At 43.8% G+C, this 19,924-nt stretch carries 17 protein-coding genes; 6 read left to right on the top strand and 11 right to left on the bottom strand.

Annotation, left to right across the window (positions count from 1 at the left end; genetic code table 11):
• Window positions 1–28 precede the first annotated feature (28 nt).
• A complete protein-coding gene (locus FQ084_RS00810; RefSeq protein ID WP_149488752.1) occupies window positions 29–886 on the bottom strand; it encodes an SDR family oxidoreductase in 858 nt (285 codons plus the stop codon).
• 87 nt (window positions 887–973) lie between these two features.
• Window positions 974–3,184, bottom strand: a complete 2,211-nt coding sequence (locus FQ084_RS00805; protein WP_149488751.1) for a DUF4105 domain-containing protein — start codon at window positions 3,182–3,184, stop codon at window positions 974–976.
• Between the two features lie 189 nt (window positions 3,185–3,373).
• Here FQ084_RS00805 and ampD point away from each other — a divergent pair, with 189 nt between their 5' ends.
• The 4 genes from ampD (at window position 3,374) to FQ084_RS00785 (ending at window position 7,021) form a co-directional block, all read left to right on the top strand.
• A complete protein-coding gene (ampD, locus tag FQ084_RS00800) occupies window positions 3,374–3,961 on the top strand; it encodes a 1,6-anhydro-N-acetylmuramyl-L-alanine amidase AmpD (RefSeq protein ID WP_149488750.1) in 588 nt (195 codons plus the stop codon).
• A gap of 47 nt (window positions 3,962–4,008) precedes the next feature.
• Window positions 4,009–4,527 (top strand): hypothetical protein, encoded by a 519-nt coding sequence (locus FQ084_RS00795; RefSeq protein ID WP_149488749.1) that lies wholly within the window; start codon window positions 4,009–4,011, stop codon window positions 4,525–4,527.
• 149 nt (window positions 4,528–4,676) lie between these two features.
• Window positions 4,677–6,227, top strand: a complete 1,551-nt coding sequence (murJ, locus tag FQ084_RS00790) for a murein biosynthesis integral membrane protein MurJ (protein WP_149488748.1) — start codon at window positions 4,677–4,679, stop codon at window positions 6,225–6,227.
• Window positions 6,228–6,376: 149 nt separating this feature from the next.
• The gene (locus FQ084_RS00785) at window positions 6,377–7,021 is read left to right on the top strand and encodes a hypothetical protein (protein ID WP_149488747.1); all 645 of its coding nucleotides are present in this window, start codon (window positions 6,377–6,379) and stop codon (window positions 7,019–7,021) included.
• A gap of 29 nt (window positions 7,022–7,050) precedes the next feature.
• Here FQ084_RS00785 and FQ084_RS00780 read toward each other — a convergent pair whose 3' ends face one another.
• Window positions 7,051–7,686 carry a GNAT family N-acetyltransferase gene (locus tag FQ084_RS00780; protein ID WP_149488746.1) on the bottom strand — a complete coding sequence of 212 codons (636 nt, stop codon included), beginning with the start codon at window positions 7,684–7,686 and terminating at the stop codon, window positions 7,051–7,053.
• A 351-nt stretch (window positions 7,687–8,037) separates the two neighbouring features.
• Here FQ084_RS00780 and ribF point away from each other — a divergent pair, with 351 nt between their 5' ends.
• Entirely contained in the window at window positions 8,038–9,078 is a 1,041-nt protein-coding gene (ribF, locus tag FQ084_RS00775; RefSeq protein WP_149488745.1) for a riboflavin biosynthesis protein RibF, read from the top strand.
• Between the two features lie 106 nt (window positions 9,079–9,184).
• Here the strand turns inward: ribF and FQ084_RS00770 are convergent, their stop codons facing one another.
• The 4 genes from FQ084_RS00770 to FQ084_RS00755 all read right to left on the bottom strand — a co-directional run bounded on the left by FQ084_RS00770 (window position 9,185) and on the right by FQ084_RS00755 (window position 14,357).
• Complete coding sequence (locus FQ084_RS00770) at window positions 9,185–9,424, bottom strand: DUF2789 domain-containing protein (RefSeq protein WP_149488744.1); 240 nt, start codon at window positions 9,422–9,424, stop codon at window positions 9,185–9,187.
• Window positions 9,425–9,640: 216 nt separating this feature from the next.
• Entirely contained in the window at window positions 9,641–10,624 is a 984-nt protein-coding gene (locus tag FQ084_RS00765) for a malate dehydrogenase (protein ID WP_149489551.1), read from the bottom strand.
• A gap of 422 nt (window positions 10,625–11,046) precedes the next feature.
• Complete coding sequence (locus FQ084_RS00760; protein WP_262880607.1) at window positions 11,047–11,745, bottom strand: hypothetical protein; 699 nt, start codon at window positions 11,743–11,745, stop codon at window positions 11,047–11,049.
• A gap of 380 nt (window positions 11,746–12,125) precedes the next feature.
• Complete coding sequence (locus FQ084_RS00755) at window positions 12,126–14,357, bottom strand: lytic transglycosylase domain-containing protein (protein ID WP_149488743.1); 2,232 nt, start codon at window positions 14,355–14,357, stop codon at window positions 12,126–12,128.
• 418 nt (window positions 14,358–14,775) lie between these two features.
• On the opposite strand from FQ084_RS00755, the gene miaB reads away from it, so the two are divergent.
• Complete coding sequence (miaB, locus tag FQ084_RS00750) at window positions 14,776–16,278, top strand: tRNA (N6-isopentenyl adenosine(37)-C2)-methylthiotransferase MiaB (protein WP_149488742.1); 1,503 nt, start codon at window positions 14,776–14,778, stop codon at window positions 16,276–16,278.
• 106 nt (window positions 16,279–16,384) lie between these two features.
• On the opposite strand, the gene FQ084_RS00745 is transcribed toward miaB, so the two are convergent.
• The 4 genes from FQ084_RS00745 to FQ084_RS00730 form a co-directional block, all read right to left on the bottom strand.
• A complete protein-coding gene (locus FQ084_RS00745; protein WP_149488741.1) occupies window positions 16,385–17,122 on the bottom strand; it encodes a LysE family translocator in 738 nt (245 codons plus the stop codon).
• Window positions 17,123–17,250: 128 nt separating this feature from the next.
• The gene (argE, locus tag FQ084_RS00740) at window positions 17,251–18,486 is read right to left on the bottom strand and encodes an acetylornithine deacetylase (RefSeq protein WP_149488740.1); all 1,236 of its coding nucleotides are present in this window, start codon (window positions 18,484–18,486) and stop codon (window positions 17,251–17,253) included.
• Window positions 18,487–18,547: 61 nt separating this feature from the next.
• Window positions 18,548–19,030: a nucleoside deaminase gene (locus tag FQ084_RS00735; RefSeq protein ID WP_149488739.1), complete on the bottom strand. Its 483-nt coding sequence runs from the start codon at window positions 19,028–19,030 to the stop codon at window positions 18,548–18,550.
• Window positions 19,031–19,114: 84 nt separating this feature from the next.
• Entirely contained in the window at window positions 19,115–19,768 is a 654-nt protein-coding gene (locus FQ084_RS00730) for a UPF0149 family protein (protein WP_149488738.1), read from the bottom strand.
• Between the last annotated feature and the right edge of the window lie 156 nt (window positions 19,769–19,924).

Below are 19,924 nucleotides of genomic sequence, written 5' to 3'. Positions count from 1 at the left end.
ATAAAATCAATCAAATCAAAATGACATTTTACTCTTGATGTTGCTCTTTATCTTGATAGTGCAAAATATCTCGGTAGCCTACTTGCCAATCAGGATAATCTAGCCAAGCTAATGGAATATTACTGTGTAAGCGTTTTCCCGTTACCGCCGTTTTATCGTTATCAATAACAGGAGGTACTTCATTTATCTGCTCACTTAACCAGCTACCTAGCTCAAAAGTGGTGACTGGCGCATAATCCGTGGCGATATAAAGGGGTTTTGGCGTGTCTATAGTCATGACATTAGCGATAATAGTAATCAAATCGCGATCCATAATACGATTGCTCCAATGCGCGGCGGCCACTGGCTCTTTTTGTTTCTCTTTGGCGTTACGCAGACGCATGAGGCGCTCGCGTCCGTAAATACCACTTGGACGAATGATGATGGCTTTATCACCAAAACCTTGTTGAAGTGTTTGTTCCGCTTGCAATATCACTTGCGATGCCTCACGCGCAGGCATCACAGCCGCGGTGTCTTCATCAATCCATTCGCCATTATCTTGCCCATAGACAGCAGTTGATGAAATAAAAACAATGCGCGCAAGGTTGGTCAGTTTATCAGTCAATGTTGCCAAATGCTGGCTGATGGCTAAGTAACTGTCATGATAACCGCTGGTTGAATACTCATCAGGAGTGACGATAATCGCCAACGCCGTAAAGTCTTGCAGCTGCTCTGTAGTTAGCGTTAATGCATCGGCTTGTAAAAAGTTAGCTTTATCATCTAGAGCATAATGATGACGCTCACGACGTGCCAGCCCAGTGACGTTTAAACCGTCCTGCGCCATTTTATTGGTAACCGGCAAGCCAATATCACCTTGACCAATAATCAGTAAATTTTGCGTATTCATTATGCATCCTTTATTTAAAAACTGTTTCTAATGGCTGTCTATGCTAATGACTAGCTAAGAAGGTTTTTTATAATTTAATAGCTAACCCTAAAAATAGCGTCTATACGACAGCTGTATGTCTTCTTTGGCATCGATACGATCTTGCCATTCGTAGTTGGCATTGATACGTAATGCTTGTTTTTTATCGATATCGTATTGCAAACCTAAGCTTGAGATCGGCTGCCAATAATGACCACGAGCATTAGACTCATCGCTGCTGCCATGATACCAATATGGCAGTTGCAATTCAGCCTGCGCACGTAACTGATTGTTAATCTGATAGCGGCAACCGGCATTGATGCCTGCGCCAACGCGAAAGCCTTTATTGATACCGCGCCCTGCTTGCGCCGTTCCTGCCAAAAATGTATAGCACAGCTGCGGCGGCATCTCGCCTGTCCCCGCGCTAGGCGTGCCAAATGCCCATGACCAACCCGTTTCATAGCCTAGACTACCGACTAAATGATCGCTGCCATCCTGCTGCGAGCCGTCGTTCACGCGGTTAGCTTCAATACTTGCGCCCCAGGTTTTGCCTTTTTTGGCAGAATTAACTGGATTAAACGAACGCCCACGCACCAAGTTCACATTTTGCAAAACCACACTTCTTGGCTGATTGGCCTTATCATTATCAGTATCATAGAGGCGTAAAGTCGCAGCCGCGCCTTCTAAATCAAAGAATTGTGGAAATCCTGACGGACGATCAAGAGTATCGTGATAGCCTGCACGCACGCCCAAATCGATATAGTTATTATCACCACGCTCCCCTAGTCCGATAAAACCCATTTGCAGCGGATGCCTGTCTATTGGATTGTTATCCGCCACTGCAATACGGCGTGGTAGTAAGGTTTGTCCGTCGGATGCTATGCTCGACGTTGGATTCAATTGGGCAGATTTAATCTCATTCAACGTCTGCTTGGCGCTGTTATGATAGCCCAATTGCTCGCGCTGCTCTTTGACCTTGTTTAACTGCGCTTGGCGCAAGGTGCTATCAGCGGGTGTATAGTTGGTGCTGGCAAGTAAGTTTTCGCTGTCCAATAATTGCACGACATCTGAGGGAATAACAGCATAAGGCAGACGGCTTAATAAATGCTGCTGCGGGCGTACTACATCAATTAAGCGTAAAATCTCAGACGCGCAGTTATCAGTGGTGAAATAATACGGCAATTTCAAATCTTTGGTTTCCCAGACATGCAACATAATCTGCTGCACTTCTGCTGGGGTTAAATCCAATTGATAGGTCCACGCATCACGCTCATCTTCTTGCAGATACTTTGCCAGCCTTTCGGGATAAGGGTCAATTTCAATGAGATTGTCATAGCCGCCAATCATCGACTTGACGGCGTATACCAAAAAACTATCGGTTGAGTCACCGCCCACCGTATAATTGAGCGCAACAGCATGATGAATTTGGCTTGGATCCGCCACGCTGGCTTTAGAATCGATGCGCAATAACGTATGAGCAAAAGCTGAGATAGGATTGTCTAAATATTCTTGCGCAAACATAATAGACAGCTGCTCGGGTGCCAGCTTTTGCATCCACTCATTCAGCTCTGGACAGTCGACTTGTAAACCACTCTTGTCGATATTGAGTGTATCGGTCAGCCATTGGACGCGCGCGGGAAAACGGCAGAGTACTGAGTTTTGTCCCGAGTTTTTAGTCGCACGATTACTAGCAGTCCTGTTATCTGGAGTCGTAACCATTTCGCCAGCAAGGGCAACAAGCAATGCATCAAGCTCAGCCGCTGAATCTTGCTGTCCATTTTTACTTAAGTAAAATGCAGCATCATCAACGATACTGCTGTCTTTTTTCTTGCCGATTAAATTCTTTTGATCATCAAAAAAATATAATAACCGTCGCCATGTTATATGTTGGGCTAGGTTTCCTGTTTCTGCTTGCTGACGCCATGATGCTAATAGCTGTTGGGTGTTCGCCCCATTATTATTAGTATTGTTGGCACTTTGATTGTTAGATGTCCGAGAAGTGACTGCGGTATTTGAGACACTATCTGGCTTGATGGTATTATTTGATTCGGCAACAACCGTCTCAGCATAAGCCGTTGATATTGGCTCAGCATTTTGTGATTTAGCGTCAGTAGTATCTAGCGCTAACTCCCCCGTCGTCACAAGCGATGCTGGCGTCGGCAAAAATGCCTGTGCCTGTGCGGTCAGCAGCAGTCCAGCTATCGTGAGCGGCAAACGCGCGCGCCTGCCAATGTTTGTTGGCGTACAATCTATCGCTAGAAGATTTGAATATATAGACATGAGTAAGATCTCGCACGGTAGGAGTCATACGCTTATCGCGTTATTAGGTCCATCGAATCGTCAGAGTAATATGATGAATCACTGTTTTGAATGACGGCTTTTTAAGTAACTGCGCCATTCATTTATAAGAAACTGCTCACCACCAGCATGTACTGCACACTTATTAATCACATTATAAAAGAGAATATTATGTCCACAGCATCGTCAATGACTATCAATGCGGGTCGATTATCAGACGCGACTTGGCTTACATCACCAAATTATAATCAACGACCTGAAAACACCACGATTGACGCCATCGTTATTCACAATATTAGCTTGCCACCCAATGAATTCGGGGCTGGCGATACTGATGGTCTACATTACGTAAAAGCGTTGTTTACCAATCAACTAGACTGGGAAGCACATCCCTACTTTCAAACCATTAAAGGCGCAGAAGTCTCAGCGCATTTATTTATAGAGCGTGATGGCGCGATTACCCAGTTTGTCAATTTTAACGAACGCGCGTGGCATGCCGGACGCTCTAGCTATTTGGGTCGCCCTGAATGTAATGATTATAGCATTGGCATTGAGCTTGAAGGTTCAGATTTTGTGTCCTTCACTACTGACCAATATGAAGCGCTTGCCAAAGTTATTGTCGCCATCTATGACGCCTATCCAAAAACCCGTCGGCATCTGACTGGTCATAGTGACATTGCGCCCGGTCGCAAGACTGATCCCGGTGATTATTTTGAATGGAAAAAGTTGCGTGAGATGGTTACAGCTCTATTAAAATAAAAGGTCTACTCAACTTTAATAATGATTAATCATCGATTGGAAACATTATGATTTGGATTGAAGTGGTCGATTCAGCAGTGAAGATAGGTTTGGGCGCATTGATAGCAGGCGTTATTACTTTCCTATCATCTTCCACACAACATCGTAACGAGCTTAAAAAAGCTAAAGTAGAACGCGAGTTTGAGATGTTAAAGGAAGTCGCAGAAAAAGTTGAAATTTTTAATCATAACGCCTTAAGGTATTGGTCTCTCTCTTCTGATTGGCGTCGAAAATTACTGTCAGACAGCTCCATTTCACCATCTAATAACTTGCTAGATTCTCAGAGTAATTTATTTGATGGTTTTAGTGAACTAACTAAGGCAGAGTCTTTATTACTATTATTTGGATATGAGAATGCTCAAATTGCCTTAAGGGAATATGGAGAGTCAGTTGTTTCCTTTAAAAAAAGAGTATCGCCTATAGACATGTCCTTTAATGACGATAATGCAGCTAGCTATAGAGCATCTATGATTAATAAGCGTACCGACTTATTTAGCCTACTAAACGATATTTATAAAACAATTTAAATCTTTAGTAAAATAAGAATAATAAAACTCGCTTTTTTAGTCACCTATATTCCACCTCCAACACATTTATCAGGACGATGAAAGTGCTATAATCTGTCAGTTTTTTTGACTCCCGTAAATCAGCAAGCAACTTAGCAGAATAGGTTCTCATGGCAAAAAGTCGGTTATTTCGTTCAACCATGGTGGTCAGTAGTATGACCATGCTGTCGCGTATTTTAGGTCTGGTACGCGATATCGTATTACTAGGTGTCTTTGGCGCTGGCGGTCTGATGGATGCCTTTTTGGTCGCCTTTAAGATACCGAACTTTCTGCGACGTTTGTTTGCTGAAGGCGCGTTTAGTCAAGCTTTTGTGCCTGTCTTATCGGAATACAAAGAGAAGTACAGCTTACGAGAAGTACAGATATTAGTCAGTCGCACCTCAGGCGCTCTGCTATTGATCCTGTCGATGTTGACCGTGGTGGTTATTTTAATGGCGCCATGGGTCGTGACGTTATTTGCGCCCGGTTTTGCTGATCAGCCCGATAAATTTGCCATCACCGCTGAGCTGTTACGCCTGACCTTTCCTTACTTATTATTTATCTCTATGACCGCCTTTGCCAGCGGCATTTTGCAAAGCTACGGGCGTTTTGCCGCGCCTGCTTTTGCACCCGTATTGCTCAATCTATGTATGATTGGGGGCGCATTGGTTTTTGCACCGATGTTTGAGACGCCCATTATGGCGCTCGGTTACGCGGTCGCTATCGCAGGCTTATTACAGCTTCTAATTCAGTTACCACAATTGTCCCAACAAAAGCTACTGGTGATGCCGAAAATCGACTTCCAGCATGAAGGCGTCAGGCGTATATTAAAATTAATGCTACCGGCTATCTTTGGCGTATCGGTGACTCAGATTAATCTGCTATTAAATACTGTTTTTGCCTCTTTGATGATTGGCGGCTCAGTCTCATGGCTATACGCTGCTGAGCGTATGAGCGAGCTACCACTTGGTTTAATTGGCGTGGCAATTGGTACGGTTATTTTACCCAGCCTATCAAAAAGTGAAGCGCAAAAAGACGATATCAGCTTTAAAAAGACCATTGATTGGGCAGCACGTTTAATCATTTTAGTCGGCGTACCTGCATCGGCAGCGCTATTTATTCTGTCTGATGTGCTGATGCAAGCGCTGTTTTTACGTGGCGAATTTACCTTACGTGATGCGCAAATGAGTTCACTCGCGCTAAAAAGCATGGCGGGTGGCATCTTAGGCTTTATGTTAATTAAAGTCTTTGCCCCTGCTTTCTTCGCTCGTCAAGATATCCGTACCCCAGTCAGAATTGGTATTATTTCCGTTTTTGCTAATATGATTTTTAGTGTCATCTTTATTGGCATATTTTACTTTTTTGACATGCCGTTACATGGTGGACTAGCACTTGCGACGACTGGCGCATCATTTGTGAACGCTGGCTTATTATATTACTTCTTGCATAAGCGTGAGATTTTCCGCTTTGGCAGTCATTGGAAAAAGCTGTTTGCGCAATTTGCAGTTTCTACCACTGCCATGGTCGCTGTACTTTACGTCATGCTACCCTACTTTCCAACCAATGAAGCACAGTGGCAACGTTTGGTCGCGCTACTGATTATGTGTGTGGTCGGTGCGCTGGTTTATGGCATAGTATTATTGGCAACGGGATTCCGTCCTCGCCATCTGAAACATGGTTAAAACAGTAAGCGTTAAACATTAATTATTGAAAACCAAGTGAGGCTTTAATTTACCAAACCAGAACAAGCTTGGTATGAGAATTGACAGTGCATGCCGCTGATAGTTGGCATAATTGCTCTTTAATGAATAAATGAATTTTGAGGATCAATATGACGACTAAACTATCAGCGTTACAATCAAGGTTACCATCAGCTTTCGTACGCTTACCGACCATAGTGACTGCTGGTGTACTGAGCACCGGACTGCTTTTAAGTGGTTGTAGCAATAATGATAAGGGTGAAGCAGAGACAGCAGCTCATCCTACAAGCAGTAATGAAGACACTGCAGCGGTTGCGAAAACCTCTGAGAACGATGGCGCTGGTCAAGCAGTCTTAAAGGACACTGAGGATAAGCAGGTAGCGGTTAACAATAAAGATAAAACCACGATTGCTAACGATAATATGAATCCAGTCACCGCTTCCGCCAAGCAAAAAAGCTTAGTGAGCAATCCGACCCAACACGGTACGCCAGAAGATACGGTTAAAAAAGCACTAGACAGCTTGTACTATGGCGATCCGAAACAAGCCGCTACTTATTATAAAGTAGATATGGCGAACTTCGAGGAAGAGCTTGCCAAGACCCAATCGGCTTTCCAACAAACGGTTGATGGTGTCACTTTCACTGATACCAAATACAGTGATAACAAAACCCGTGCCACCATCACTGGTGAGTTGATGCTAAGGGGACAAAGTGAACCGACATCATTGACTTATGAGCTGCAAAAGATAGACGGAAAATGGAAAATTTTAGGTTAAAAATCGGTCTACTGTTATCTGACTTTTCTTTATGTGGCGCCATTATCTGCCCTCACTGCTTTACCAAGCATCACCACATCCGCGATAAACCCCTGCATATCGCACACCTTTGGCATATAGCCCCATTGCTCAAAGCCAAGCTTACGGAACAATCCTAAGCTTGGTTGATTATGAGCAAAGATAAGCGCCACCACGTTATGAATACCTAAGCTCGGTGCTTGCGTCAGCATCCAACGCGTCAATAAGCTACCCAATCCTTGACCGTGATAATCCTGATGCAAGTAGATACTTATCTCAGTGCTGATATGATAAGCCGGTCGTGCATATAAATCGCTAAAGCTGCCCCAGGCGACGATTGGCGACGCTGTTTGTTCTATCCGTTCATCTACATTTTCAACAACAGCTTTAACAATATAAATAGGTCGCGTGGCATTGTTTAAATGCTCATCAAACCAAAGCTGACGCTCTTCACAACTCACTGGTGCTAAATTAGCAGTCGCTTGTTTGCCCGCGATACTTTGGTTATAAATCGCTAAAATCGCTGGTAAATCCGCCTTATTAACACGCTGTACCGTAAAGTGTTCGTTGAGCTCATGAATTGCCAAAATAGGTGTTATAGAGTGAGAGATATCATGACAAGCAGCGATAGAGACAGCATCAGTCATAGCGTTTCCATGATTATTGATAGTAAAAAGAAATGATGAGTAATAAACAACGGCTGCTTAATGTTAATGATGAACCCTGACACTATTCATCTAACGTACGTCGCAGAAGCCCTTAGCAGAAAACGACCAACGTAAGCCAAATATGAAAACCAGCTTTTGAGGCCATGGCATGGTTGTTAGATTATCAGCAGACTATAGGATGTTAGTGGGGCTATTTTACTTTATAATGACTGGTTTTAGACACCTCTTTTAGACACATCTGATACAGAGAGATATTTTAAAATATTGTTTTTAAGTCGCGATGTGTTTTTTCGTTTTTTATCTGGTCTTATCTATCATAGCTGAAAATTTATGAACACCTATTTTCTTGAGCAACTGATGGCGTCACCACGCGCTTTGTCTGCAAATAATAAACCAGTAGATTTGGCGCCCTGTGTGCTGACTATCGGTAATTTCGATGGCGTACATTTAGGTCATCAAGCGATGCTTGCGCAAGTTCGCGACATTGCCAAGGCGCAAAATATTGGCTCGGCAGTCATGATATTTGAGCCTCAACCCCGTGAGTTTTTTGCCCCAGACACCGCGCCTGCTCGCCTAACCAATCTTGCAGAAAAGCAAGCCTTGCTCAAAGAGTATGGCATTGAAACTTTAATTGTTGCAAGCTTTGATAGCGATTTTCGCTCGCTATCAGCACAAGCATTTGCAGATATTTTGGCACTGCGCCTAAACGTGCAATCCTTGGTATTGGGTGATGACTTTAAATTTGGTCATGATCGTACTGGTGACAGTCAGTTTTTGCGTGATTATGGTCTACATGTAACCAATATGCATACCGTTATCGATGACAAAGGCAAAGGGGCTCGCATTAGCTCTACTCGTATACGTAACCTATTATTGGCGGGTGATCTCGATGCAGCTAACACCTTACTAGGTCGCGATTATGCGATGACAGGCGTCGTCGTTGGTGGTGATAAAATCGGTCGTACCATGGATTTTCCCACAGCGAATGTGGACTTAAAGCGCTTGAAACCAGCGTTACATGGCATCTTTGCCGTTGATGTCGTCAGCCTCGATGATGACGGTAACGTGATACCAAATGGCTTAACCGCAATGACAGATAGCAAGAATACAGGGGTTGCAGGCTTACGCCCCCACAGCTTATTTGGCACCGCCAATCTTGGTATCAGACCTTCGGTAGATAAAGAACATGATTGGCGATTAGAAGTACATTTCCCTAAACTAGAAGCGAATTTATATGGTTTGACCTTACAAGTACGCTTCTTGCATTACTTACATGGCGAGCGCCATTACGAGAGTTTAGAGGCGTTAAAAGCAGGCATTCATAATGATGTCGTAGATTTACTCGAATGGCGTGCACAGCAACCGAGCTAGAATGATAGTTATGACCATATAAAAACTTAACGTATAAAAAAACCCACAGCGTTATTGACGTTTGTGGGTTTTTTACTTGGTTCTAGTAGCTTACTACTTTCTAAGTCTAAGAATCAGGATGCATACGCACGTTTAAATCATCGATAACCTCGACCCATGCGGCATCTTTATTCCATTCTTCTTGCAAAAAGGCACGCTGACTGTCATTCCATACCGTCGATTCGATCAACTTTTCTTCTTTTGCTAATTGGTTTTTTTCGATAAAACTATCAATGGCTTCATCCGAGCTATCAAGTCCTAACTGCGCAAATAACTCATTCATATTATATTCAGGTTCACCCAACATAGTCTTTTTCCTTAATAAAAAATTGATAATGATTTGATTGTATTTATTATTTAAATTAACCACTTTATTGTAGCAAGCTTTATTCTAATAGCTGTTAACCAACGTTTAGCTAACGTTATCAATTGTATTAATAGGCATACAAGGCAAAAAAAAGCCCTCTAATAAGAGGGCTTTTTTAGATCAATATCTATATAACAGCTTTAATAAATTGACAGCTTATGGAAGCAGGTGTGCTACTGCATCACGCTCTTCGCTAAGCTCTTGCTCAGTGGCTGCCATTTTCTCTTTTGAGAAATCTGATGACACGTCAACGCCATCTACGATAGACCAGTCGCCGTTAGCGCAAGTCACTGGGAATGAGTAGATTAAGCCTTTTGCAATGCCGTATTCGCCGTTTGAGTAAACGCCCATAGAGACCCAATCGTTTTCATCAGTACCTAGTGCCCATGTACGCACGTGTGCAATGGCAGCGTTGGCAGCAGAAGCGGCAGATGATGCACCGCGCGCTTTAATGATTGCAGCGCCGCGTTGTTGTACTTCTGGGATATAAGTACCTTCGTACCATTTACGATCGACTAAATCTAGTGCTGGCTTGCCGTTTACAGTTGCAGCCGTTAGGTCTGGATACTGAGTTGATGAATGGTTGCCCCAAATGATCATTTTCTTCACATCATTAACTGTGCTATCAGTCTTGCCAGCTAACTGTGCCATTGCACGGTTATGATCTAGGCGAGTCATAGCAGTAAAGTTACGTGGATCTAAATCTGGTGCATTACGCTGAGCGATAAGAGCGTTGGTGTTCGCAGGGTTACCGACGACCAATACTTTTACATCACGGCTTGCCACGTCGTTCAATGCTTTACCTTGTGCTGAGAAAATTGCAGCGTTGGCTTCTAGCAAATCTTTACGTTCCATACCTGGGCCACGAGGACGTGAACCTACTAGCAGAGCATAGTCAACGTCTTTGAATGCAACGGTCGCATCATCAGTTTGAACGACACCGGCCAATAATGGGAATGCACAGTCTTCTAATTCCATGACCACACCCTTTAGGGCGTCAAGTGCTGGAGCGATTTCAAGCAATTGCAAAATAACTGGCTGATCTTTACCTAGCATCTCACCAGATGCAATACGAAATAACATAGCATAGCTGATATTACCAGCGGCACCAGTGACGGCAACACGTAAAGGCTGTTTCATTGACATTGAATACTCCCTAATTATAGATTAGATAATTCATGATTCTAATGGATGGTTCTGATTGAGAATGATCGTTCTAGATAGCAACTTGCTCACTGAATATAGCAGTCATAAACCGAGAGCTAGTGTAGCACTTCAATCTATTAACCGTCTAGAGAAAGCGGGAACGCTATTTAAGACTATATTGTTACATTTTATACGAGCTCACGTTCTGGCAAGATAAAAAAGGCCATAGAAAATAAAGCATTAGATGGAGACCAGAGAAGATTTAGAAGAACTTTTAGCAGCATTATTCAAACGACGATAAAGTAATTAAATAAATAACTTTGCTGTTAAATAAATAATACTGCTGATTTTGCTTATTAACGACTGCTCACACTGAAAATAGTAAAGAGATATTCTTGGCGAGTTGGTGTTACTTACTATTTCCCGCCTGAAATAATAAATTTACTGCCACAGTTATCAACAACGTTGCTACAGGCACCAAACGCACTGCCTTCATAACACACATGTACATCAGTCAAAACCATTTGACGGCGTGTTCCTACCTGACAAATCAAGTCAACACTGGCAGGCGACATACCTTTATTTAATTGGGTCATCTGCCCTACAAAACGAGATTTTAAGACCGTATAACTGTTACCCGTATTCAATTCATTAGGCAGTTTTAAGTCGCCCGCGTAGTTGGTAATTTGACGAAAATAGTTGCTAGCGCTGAGCGGGCTACAAGCGCCATAGCGCTGCCATGCTTGGGTACGTACGGTAGTATCAGGCATGATACGATTGACAACTTTTAATTGTAGTGGTGTCAGATGTGGCTCACTACCGCGTCCGCAGCGCTCACCATAACCCATGTCCAAACCTGAAACAGTTAATGAATAACCTTCTAGACACTGACGCATGCGAGCACGCGTCGGCTGTAGGCTACACAGCGCTGGCGTCATCTCAATCATTAGTACCCGCTGCCCCGTTTTGGCAGCACTAGCGGCTTGGGCTGGTAACACCATTGCGCCCTGCAACAATAGTAAAGCGGTAATACCAACAGCAGCATTACCTTTACTTTCATACTTTTTGCTTATTAAGCATTTATTAAAATGCTCTATTAGCCTTGTCTTTGACATCGAGCCCACCTTTGTCTGAATACATAACTGACGCTTAGCTTGCGACAATATAGGCAGAGTGAAATATTTTTTAATCATAAGAGGTTAGAGCATTTAGCAATGAAGAAGGTAGCTTCTAGAATTGGTCATATTCAGACTGCAGTTAAGTTGCTTTTAAAAAACCAATACCCTAAGGATCAACCATCAAAAAACGCAGACGGTAATTAGAGTCATGGTAGCAAATTACTTTCTTTAATCTATAGCAAAAACGTAAACATGACATCACAAGCTTATGATTGATTTTAAAAGAGCAATATCAGATTAGCGCAGATAAAAACAGCAGACGTAAAAAAACCACTAGCAGCAAGCTGATAATGGTTTTTAAATGTAAGACAAAAGCATTAGAACGCTGCAGGAATCGTTCCCATACGCTGACTAATAGGCTGACCACGACCTAATAGACTGCTATAGATGGTGGCATTTTCCATCACATGTTTGACGTAATTACGGGTCTCAGGAAAGGCAATCGACTCGACATACTGGTCTGCCGCGAGTGAACCATAAGTTGGCTGCCAGCGTTTGGCATTGTTTGGACCCGCATTGTATCCCGCCGTTGCCAAGACTGGCTGGCTATTTAGCTTACCAAAGATATCACCCATATACCACGTACCATAACGAATATTGGTATCGCCGCTGTTTGCGCGGCTGGCGCTATAAGTCTCACCCAAATTACGGGCAATATATTTTGCCGTGTCAGGCATCACCTGCATCAGACCGCTCGCGCCAACGTTTGAGCGTGCAGAGGCCACAAAACGACTCTCTTGACGCATGATGCCATATGCCCACGCTGGATCGATACCAGCCGACTGACTGTGTCGAACGACTGCTGATTGGTGCGGCATCGGATGCGATATCGCAACGCTGTTTACGTTGTCAGTATTGTCAATTGCATAAATCGCCCGGTCGAGCCAGCCCATATCATACGCTTGGCGAGCCGCGGCAATAATCAAATTCTCATCGCGACTATCACGGGCTTTTTTCACCGCCCAGTTCCACTCACGGTTGGCATAGGCGCGACTGGCATCGGCATTATACAAAGCAAACGCCCTTGCAAAGTGTGGATTTTGCATCACGCGCGCGCGATCAGCGGTACTGACATTGGGTAAATTAATACCACCCAAGCGACTGGCATCAAAACGTTGACCGATTTTGTCTTTCGCCATCAAACCATAATATTCATTACTCTTTGCCAAGTTTTGATACATCTTTTTGGCGGTATTGCGTTTATTGGCATCACTTGATTGCTCATAAGCACGAGCTAGCCAATATTGCCACTGATTGGTTTTTTGTGTTTCGGCATCCATTTTTGAGATGGCTTCGACCACATCATCCCAACGACTAAAACGAATCGCTGCCATGGCGTAATATTCGGCTTCTTCAAAACTAAAGTCATCATCTAAACTATTACGGAACCAGTCGACCGCTTCAACATTAAAGCCATCATCGGTATTGTGATTCATGCGCTGCACGCCAAGTATACGATAAGCATACCGGCGGGTGTCATCATTTAATAACTTCGCTGAGCGTTGATTGTCTTGCTTAATATCAAAGTCTAATTGTAGCGCCGCTTCACGATAGGATTTTTCTGCCACGCGCCCCATCGCATACAAATATAAGTATTGATTGGCTTGGCTGTTTGGTTCACGGGCAAAGCGACTAAAAAACGACGACGGATTCAGCTGAATTTCACTCAATGACGAGTAAGGAATAGGGGTGCCTAAACGTGCAGACAACGCCATAATATCGCCCGTTTTGCCTTTACGTAGCATACGTTTGAGGCGCGACACTCTATCTTGATTGCTAATCAGCGCGTTATTGTTCATTTCTAACGCCAACTGGTCACACAATGCTGGCTGCTTTTTGGTCGTCAGCCAGACATCGGGTTTGGCTGCCATAGCGCGCATGCTATCGCCGCCGTTATTAAAACCAAGGGCAACCGCACAGCGCTCACTGTCGTCAGCATTGGTAATCAGGTTCGCCACTTGTCGTACTGCGGCATAATCGTTAGCGCCCGCTTTGGTTTCAGCAAAATCGGCAGCGAGTTTTTCTGCCATTACCGTATCTGGATATTGACGGACAAACTGCGATACCGCCGCTGGGCTTTGCGAATTTAAGTCTACATTCATGCGCCAATAAGTGGGATACATGGCAAACAAGCCACCACTCATTGCTTGCTCATAATTATAAAGGGCGTTGACATCACCGCGTTCTGCCGCAATCGCCGCCGCTGTAAAAGAGCCCACGCCATTATCTGCTTGGGAGCCAGTATTTGATTGATAGCCGCTGTTTGACTGAGAGCTCTGTAGCTGATAGTTGTCCGGCTGATAGCTTTCTGGTTGGTAGCGTTCTGGTTGGTAGCGTTCTGGCTGATAGGCGCCTTCTTGCGAATAACTACTCTCATTACCCCAAGTGAGTTCGGCACAAGCCACTTGCGACAATCCTAGCGCACTCATCGCCGTGGCTAGACTCAACACGCTGGTTTTCAGCGCCGTTTTCTTGAGGCGGTCGGGCATATTATTTTGGCAATGGGCATTTTTATCCTTGATACCCTGAGCAACTTGCGGCTTTGTCATACGGACTCTCTTTATAATAGGTCTAAATAATTTGGCTAGATAAATTGTTTTAAGATAAGTTTAAAATGATGTTTTTCATCCTGCTTAAAACACTCATTTAAACAATAGTGCGGATATAGTTACCTTCATCATACTATACTCGTTGCACATTCAACCATAAGCTTTACTTTTCGTTAATAAATCGGATAGCCCTGCGTAACACACAGGTGTTACGACGCTTTAAACAGTCATAATCGTCATAAATACCATTAGTTGCTCAATAATAACAGGTAAGCAATTGATACTATTATAAATAATTCAACACAATTATCCCTATAAGCGTACGCTAACTTTTCACATTGGTGCAGGGTTGTGATAAAATACGCCACCGGTTAATCACCTACCCCGCTATATTTTTAGTCAATTATGGACTTCGCTTATGAGTGTTACTGTATTTAATCCCCGCATCGATGACGCTACTGTTGACACAACGGTTACTGCGCCTGCCGTTACGGCACTCAAAGCGCCAAACTCTATCCAAAAACCAATATCCCAAGCGCCAGTGAATGGCGCGCCAAAAAAAGTCTTCGTCACCACACAGGGCTGTCAGATGAATGTCTATGACTCTGGCAAAATGCTTGACGTGCTGGGTGATTCACACGGTATGGAAGTGACGCACGATATCGATGAAGCCGATGTGCTACTAATGAACACCTGCTCCATTCGTGAAAAAGCACAAGAAAAAGTCTTTTCAGAATTGGGACGCTGGCGCAAACTAAAAGAAAAGCGTCCGGACTTAGTGATCGGTGTCGGCGGCTGCGTGGCCTCACAAGAAGGCGATAATATCCAAAAACGTGCGCCTTATGTCGATATGGTGTTTGGCCCGCAAACTTTGCATCGTTTGCCAGAACTTTACGATCAATCAAATGAGCAGCGTGCCCTCTCTCCTAAGAATCGTATCGGTACGGTGGATGTATCCTTCCCCAGTATCGAAAAGTTTGACTTCTTACCTGAGCCACGCGTTGAAGGCTATAAGGCCTTTGTATCCATTATGGAAGGCTGCTCAAAGTATTGCTCATTCTGCGTCGTACCTTATACGCGCGGCGAAGAATTATCGCGCCCACTGGATGATGTATTGGCAGAGATTGATAGCTTGGCTGCGCAAGGTGTGCGTGAAATCAATCTACTCGGTCAAAACGTTAATGGCTATCGCGGTGAAAAAGATGATGGCAGTATTTGCCGTTTCGCTGAGTTATTACACTATGTCTCACATGTCGATGGCGTTGAGCGTATCCGTTATACCACTAGCCATCCATTAGAGTTCACCGATGATATTATCGATGCCTATGCACAATTACCAGAGCTGGTGTCGCATTTGCATCTGCCTGTACAAAGCGGCTCGAATGCTATCTTGGCGGCGATGAAGCGCAACCATACCATTGACGTCTATATCAATCAGATTAATAAGCTTAAAGCCATTCGTCCAGATATTCACTTATCCAGCGACTTTATCATTGGTTTCCCCGGTGAGACGGATCAAGACTTCCAAGATACACTGAATTTGGCAAAAGAATTAAACTTTGATCATTCGTATAGCTTTATTTATTCTAAGCGTCCGGGTACGCCAGCGGCAGAATTGCCTGATGATGTGAGCTTTAAAACTAAAAAAGAGCGCTTGGCTGAATTCCAAAAAGTCATTATTGACTCAACGCTTGCTAAAACCCATGAAATGATCGGTACAACGACTCGTGTATTGGTCGAGCAAGTCGCCAATCGTCATCCTGATTGCTTAATCGGTACGGCGGATAATACCCGTACCGTGATGTTCCCATATGACATTGATACAATGGATGAAATGTTAGGTAAAATCGTGAGTGTACGTATTACTGATTTCGTTAGTCCGCATATGGTGAAAGGCGAGCTTTTGGAAGTATTGGCTTAAATTTTTAGAACATGATTTTGCTTAAGTAAAAAAGCCGCTCACTATCAATAGTGAACGGCTTTTTTGTCAGTAAGTATAATGCTTTATAAATAGTTGCCAAAGAATATTAATTCATAAAACCATTCATTACTTCAGCCAATAAAGCCGCTGCGATTATTATAAATATAACCCCGCAACCGCGATTCAGCCATGCCAAACGGTGACCAACATCGAGCCAGCTTGCCAGCTTTGTACCACCTAAGGTATAAACGATTTGCCAAATCGTTTCGCTCAAAAACAGCCCTATGGTTAATAAAATATATTGTGGCCATAGCGGCGCACTAAAATTGATGAATTTGGGGAAAAACGCGGCAAAGAACAAAATGGCCTTTGGATTAGAGAGCGATACCCAAATACCGGTACGAAATAAGGTCACATTGCTCGGCGATACTTTGACCGCCGCACTAGATAGTGAGCGTGGCTGAGGCGTTTTTTTATCAGTCATAGATGGCCTTGTATCAGGATAGTCAGCCGCAACTTCCTCGCCCATCTCTCGAGCATCGCTCATCAAACTACTATCACCAGCATCGCGCCAAGAACTGATGCCCAGATAGATTAAATAGGCAGCGCCCACAGCTTTGATGATAGTGAGCAACCAAGGTGACTGGCGGCTGATCACATCTAAACCCAGCAATGTCGATAGTAGCAGTAAAAACAAACCAAGGCTTAGTCCTGCCAGCGTCCATAGCGTTCGCTTCACGCCATAATTCATCCCATACTGAAACGCTAATAGCATATTGGGACCAGGGGTCGCTGAGATAAAAAATGTACTTGCAAAAAATACCGCAAACAGATGCCAAGACATCAACCAACCCCTACTTTTTATTGATAGAAAAATTTAAATGCTTAATGGTGAAAAAATAAACACCGCCATAAAGACGGTGTATTTTATGCTCATTCATATCGAAAAAGAACGGCGTGCCGCTTATTGTATCAATTGATGGTAAAGCTGTTTAGCAGCTTTTGTAAAAACTTATCACAGCGCTCAATCTCACTTAGCGCTACATACTCATCAGCTTTATGAGCCTGCTCGATACTACCGGGACCGCAGATAATCGTTGGAATGCCCGCATTGGTAAACTGCCCACCTTCAGTCGCATAAGCGACTTTATGACGTTTATCATCGCCCATCAGTGCGGCTATTAACGCTTGTAGCTCGGCACTATCGCTATCGGTCATTGCAGGTACACTTTCTTCTTGCAGCAGTTCAATACCCGTCTCTGGTGCACGTGCTTGCATTTGTGCGTTTAGCTCTGCCACTTTGGCTTGAATCGGCGCGAGAATATCATCTTGCGTCATATGTGGTAGATTACGATAGTCAAAGGTAAACTCACACAGATTAGGGACAATATTGGTCGCAGTACCACCTTTTATCGTACCCACCGACAGTGTCGAATACGGCACATCAAACATGGCATCGTTATCGCTTCGATAACTAATCTCTTCTGCTAATTCATCAACATACCCAACCAGACGACTGGCATAACTAATAGCGTTCACACCCTGTTTAGTCAATGACGAATGCGCAGACTTACCATGGACGCGGCAACGATAAACGGCGATGCCTTTATGCGCCACCACCATCGCCATATTGGTCGGCTCGCCAACGATACAATAATCAGGTGTAATACCCCGCGCCTTTAAATCGGCCAATATCAATGGCGCACCCAAGCAACCAACCTCTTCATCAAATGACAATGCCAAATGCAATGGGCGACGCAGCTGACCGTTTTTAGATAGCTTTGCAGCTTGTGGCAACAGTGTCAGCGCACAAGCTATAAAGCCTTTCATATCACAAGCACCGCGTCCGTATAGCTTGTCGTCACGAATCGTCGCTGTAAACGGCTGTGATGTCCATTCTTGTCCATCAACTGGCACGACATCGGTATGACCAGATAGCACGAGGCCTTGATTGACTTCATCAGCGTTTGCCCCAGCTGGAACATTGACAAATAAGTTGGCTTTATTTCTGGCGTCATTAAAGGTCAAATCTACCGTAAGACCTAATTGCTCACAATAAGCTTGTACATCTTCAATCAGTGCTAAGTTTGAATGGCGGCTGACTGTATCAAAAGCAATCAGTCGCGTCAGCCAATCAATGCTATTGGTAGGATAATTGGCATGAGCTATGGCTTGATTTTTACTACTATAATGCTTGATTACCGTCATAAGACATCCTTATCGTACTACAAGATAAAAAGACCCTAGCTTTTTTAAGCAGCCGTTTTAATTAGCCTTTTTGAAATGAACGCTGTTGCAGTGCCTTGATTTCTTCATCTAAGCCAGCAATCGGACCTTCAACGGGTACATCAGGCGCAACTTCTGGAATACTCAATGAATTGATGGGTGATGTTGATGTGATACCCATCTCATTCATCCATGTACTGAGCTGTTTTGATGAGCTGATATAAACAATACGACCAAGCCCCGCCCAAGCATGAGCGGCAGAACACATGGCACAATGCTCACCTGAGGTATAAACCACCGCTTTTGCACGCGCTTCAGGGGTCATATTTTGAGCGGCCCATTTTGCGACGGCAATTTCAGGGTGGTAAGTGGCATCGACGGTATTGGTACGATTGCGGTCTTCACGCAATACCTTACCACTATCATCGACCAACACACTACCAAATGGCTTATCGCCCGCCTCTAATGCTTCAGTAGCGAGCTCAACGCAGCGGCGCAAATGATTCATATCATTATCAGTTATCATCAAAACTTCCTTTTTATCAGCTTACAGCTCATAAGCATACTTTAAATCACAACTCCTATGCCACCTAGCATTATAGCGAAGCACTTACGACGGACGATTTTGATTCATGATATCTATCACTGGTGGCATCGGTTTTGGGAGTTTACCTTCTGCTTGTAACTCTTTGGTGGTTTTGGCATCGATAGCCAGTCCAGCAATCAGGGCAATATCTTTAACAGCTTTACGCCTACGGGTAGCAAAGCTCACTGGCACCATGCGCGCAAACTCGTAAATATGCAGATAGGACTCTTCGCCACCTTCAAAATCTTCGTCGTCTTCTAAACGAATGCCACCGATTTTAGCCAAATCCGACAGCATCTCGTTTTCGTCGCTACTCAGACTACAATCGGTAATACCAAAACCAGTCATAAAGCCATTTGCCCACTGTTTCAGCGCCATCACACGCTCGTATAGTTCATGTTCATCGTCTGGCACCAGCGGCGTATACGAATACGCATCGTCTTTATCTTTAAGCTGAAAAACGGTGTCTTCCGCTTCTTCCGTGAGCAAAGTCAATGCTTCATCGGGTAATGGCGCAAAACTAAGCTCCTCAAACACCTTTGCCCATACTGGCTCATCAGGTGCATTACAGGCAGTCATCAGCCCTGTCATCAAGCCATGAACCTCACTGATAGACACATCAGTCCAGTCATCAAATGCTGTCAGCCACGTATTCCAGCCAGAGATATTGTCATTCATAATAGATGTCCTAGTTATTAATTAGTAGTATTAAATATAAACAAACACCGCACGATGTTATTGATAAGGCGGCGGTTAATAGAAGTCACGAAACAAAGCGGTATACAATTACTTTGTTGATATAGATATTATGCGGTCACCTATGGCATTATTAAA

This window comes from Psychrobacter sp. ANT_WB68 (assembly GCF_008369115.1).
Taxonomy (GTDB): domain Bacteria; phylum Pseudomonadota; class Gammaproteobacteria; order Pseudomonadales; family Moraxellaceae; genus Psychrobacter.
This window is presented reverse-complemented; position numbering and strand designations above follow the sequence as displayed.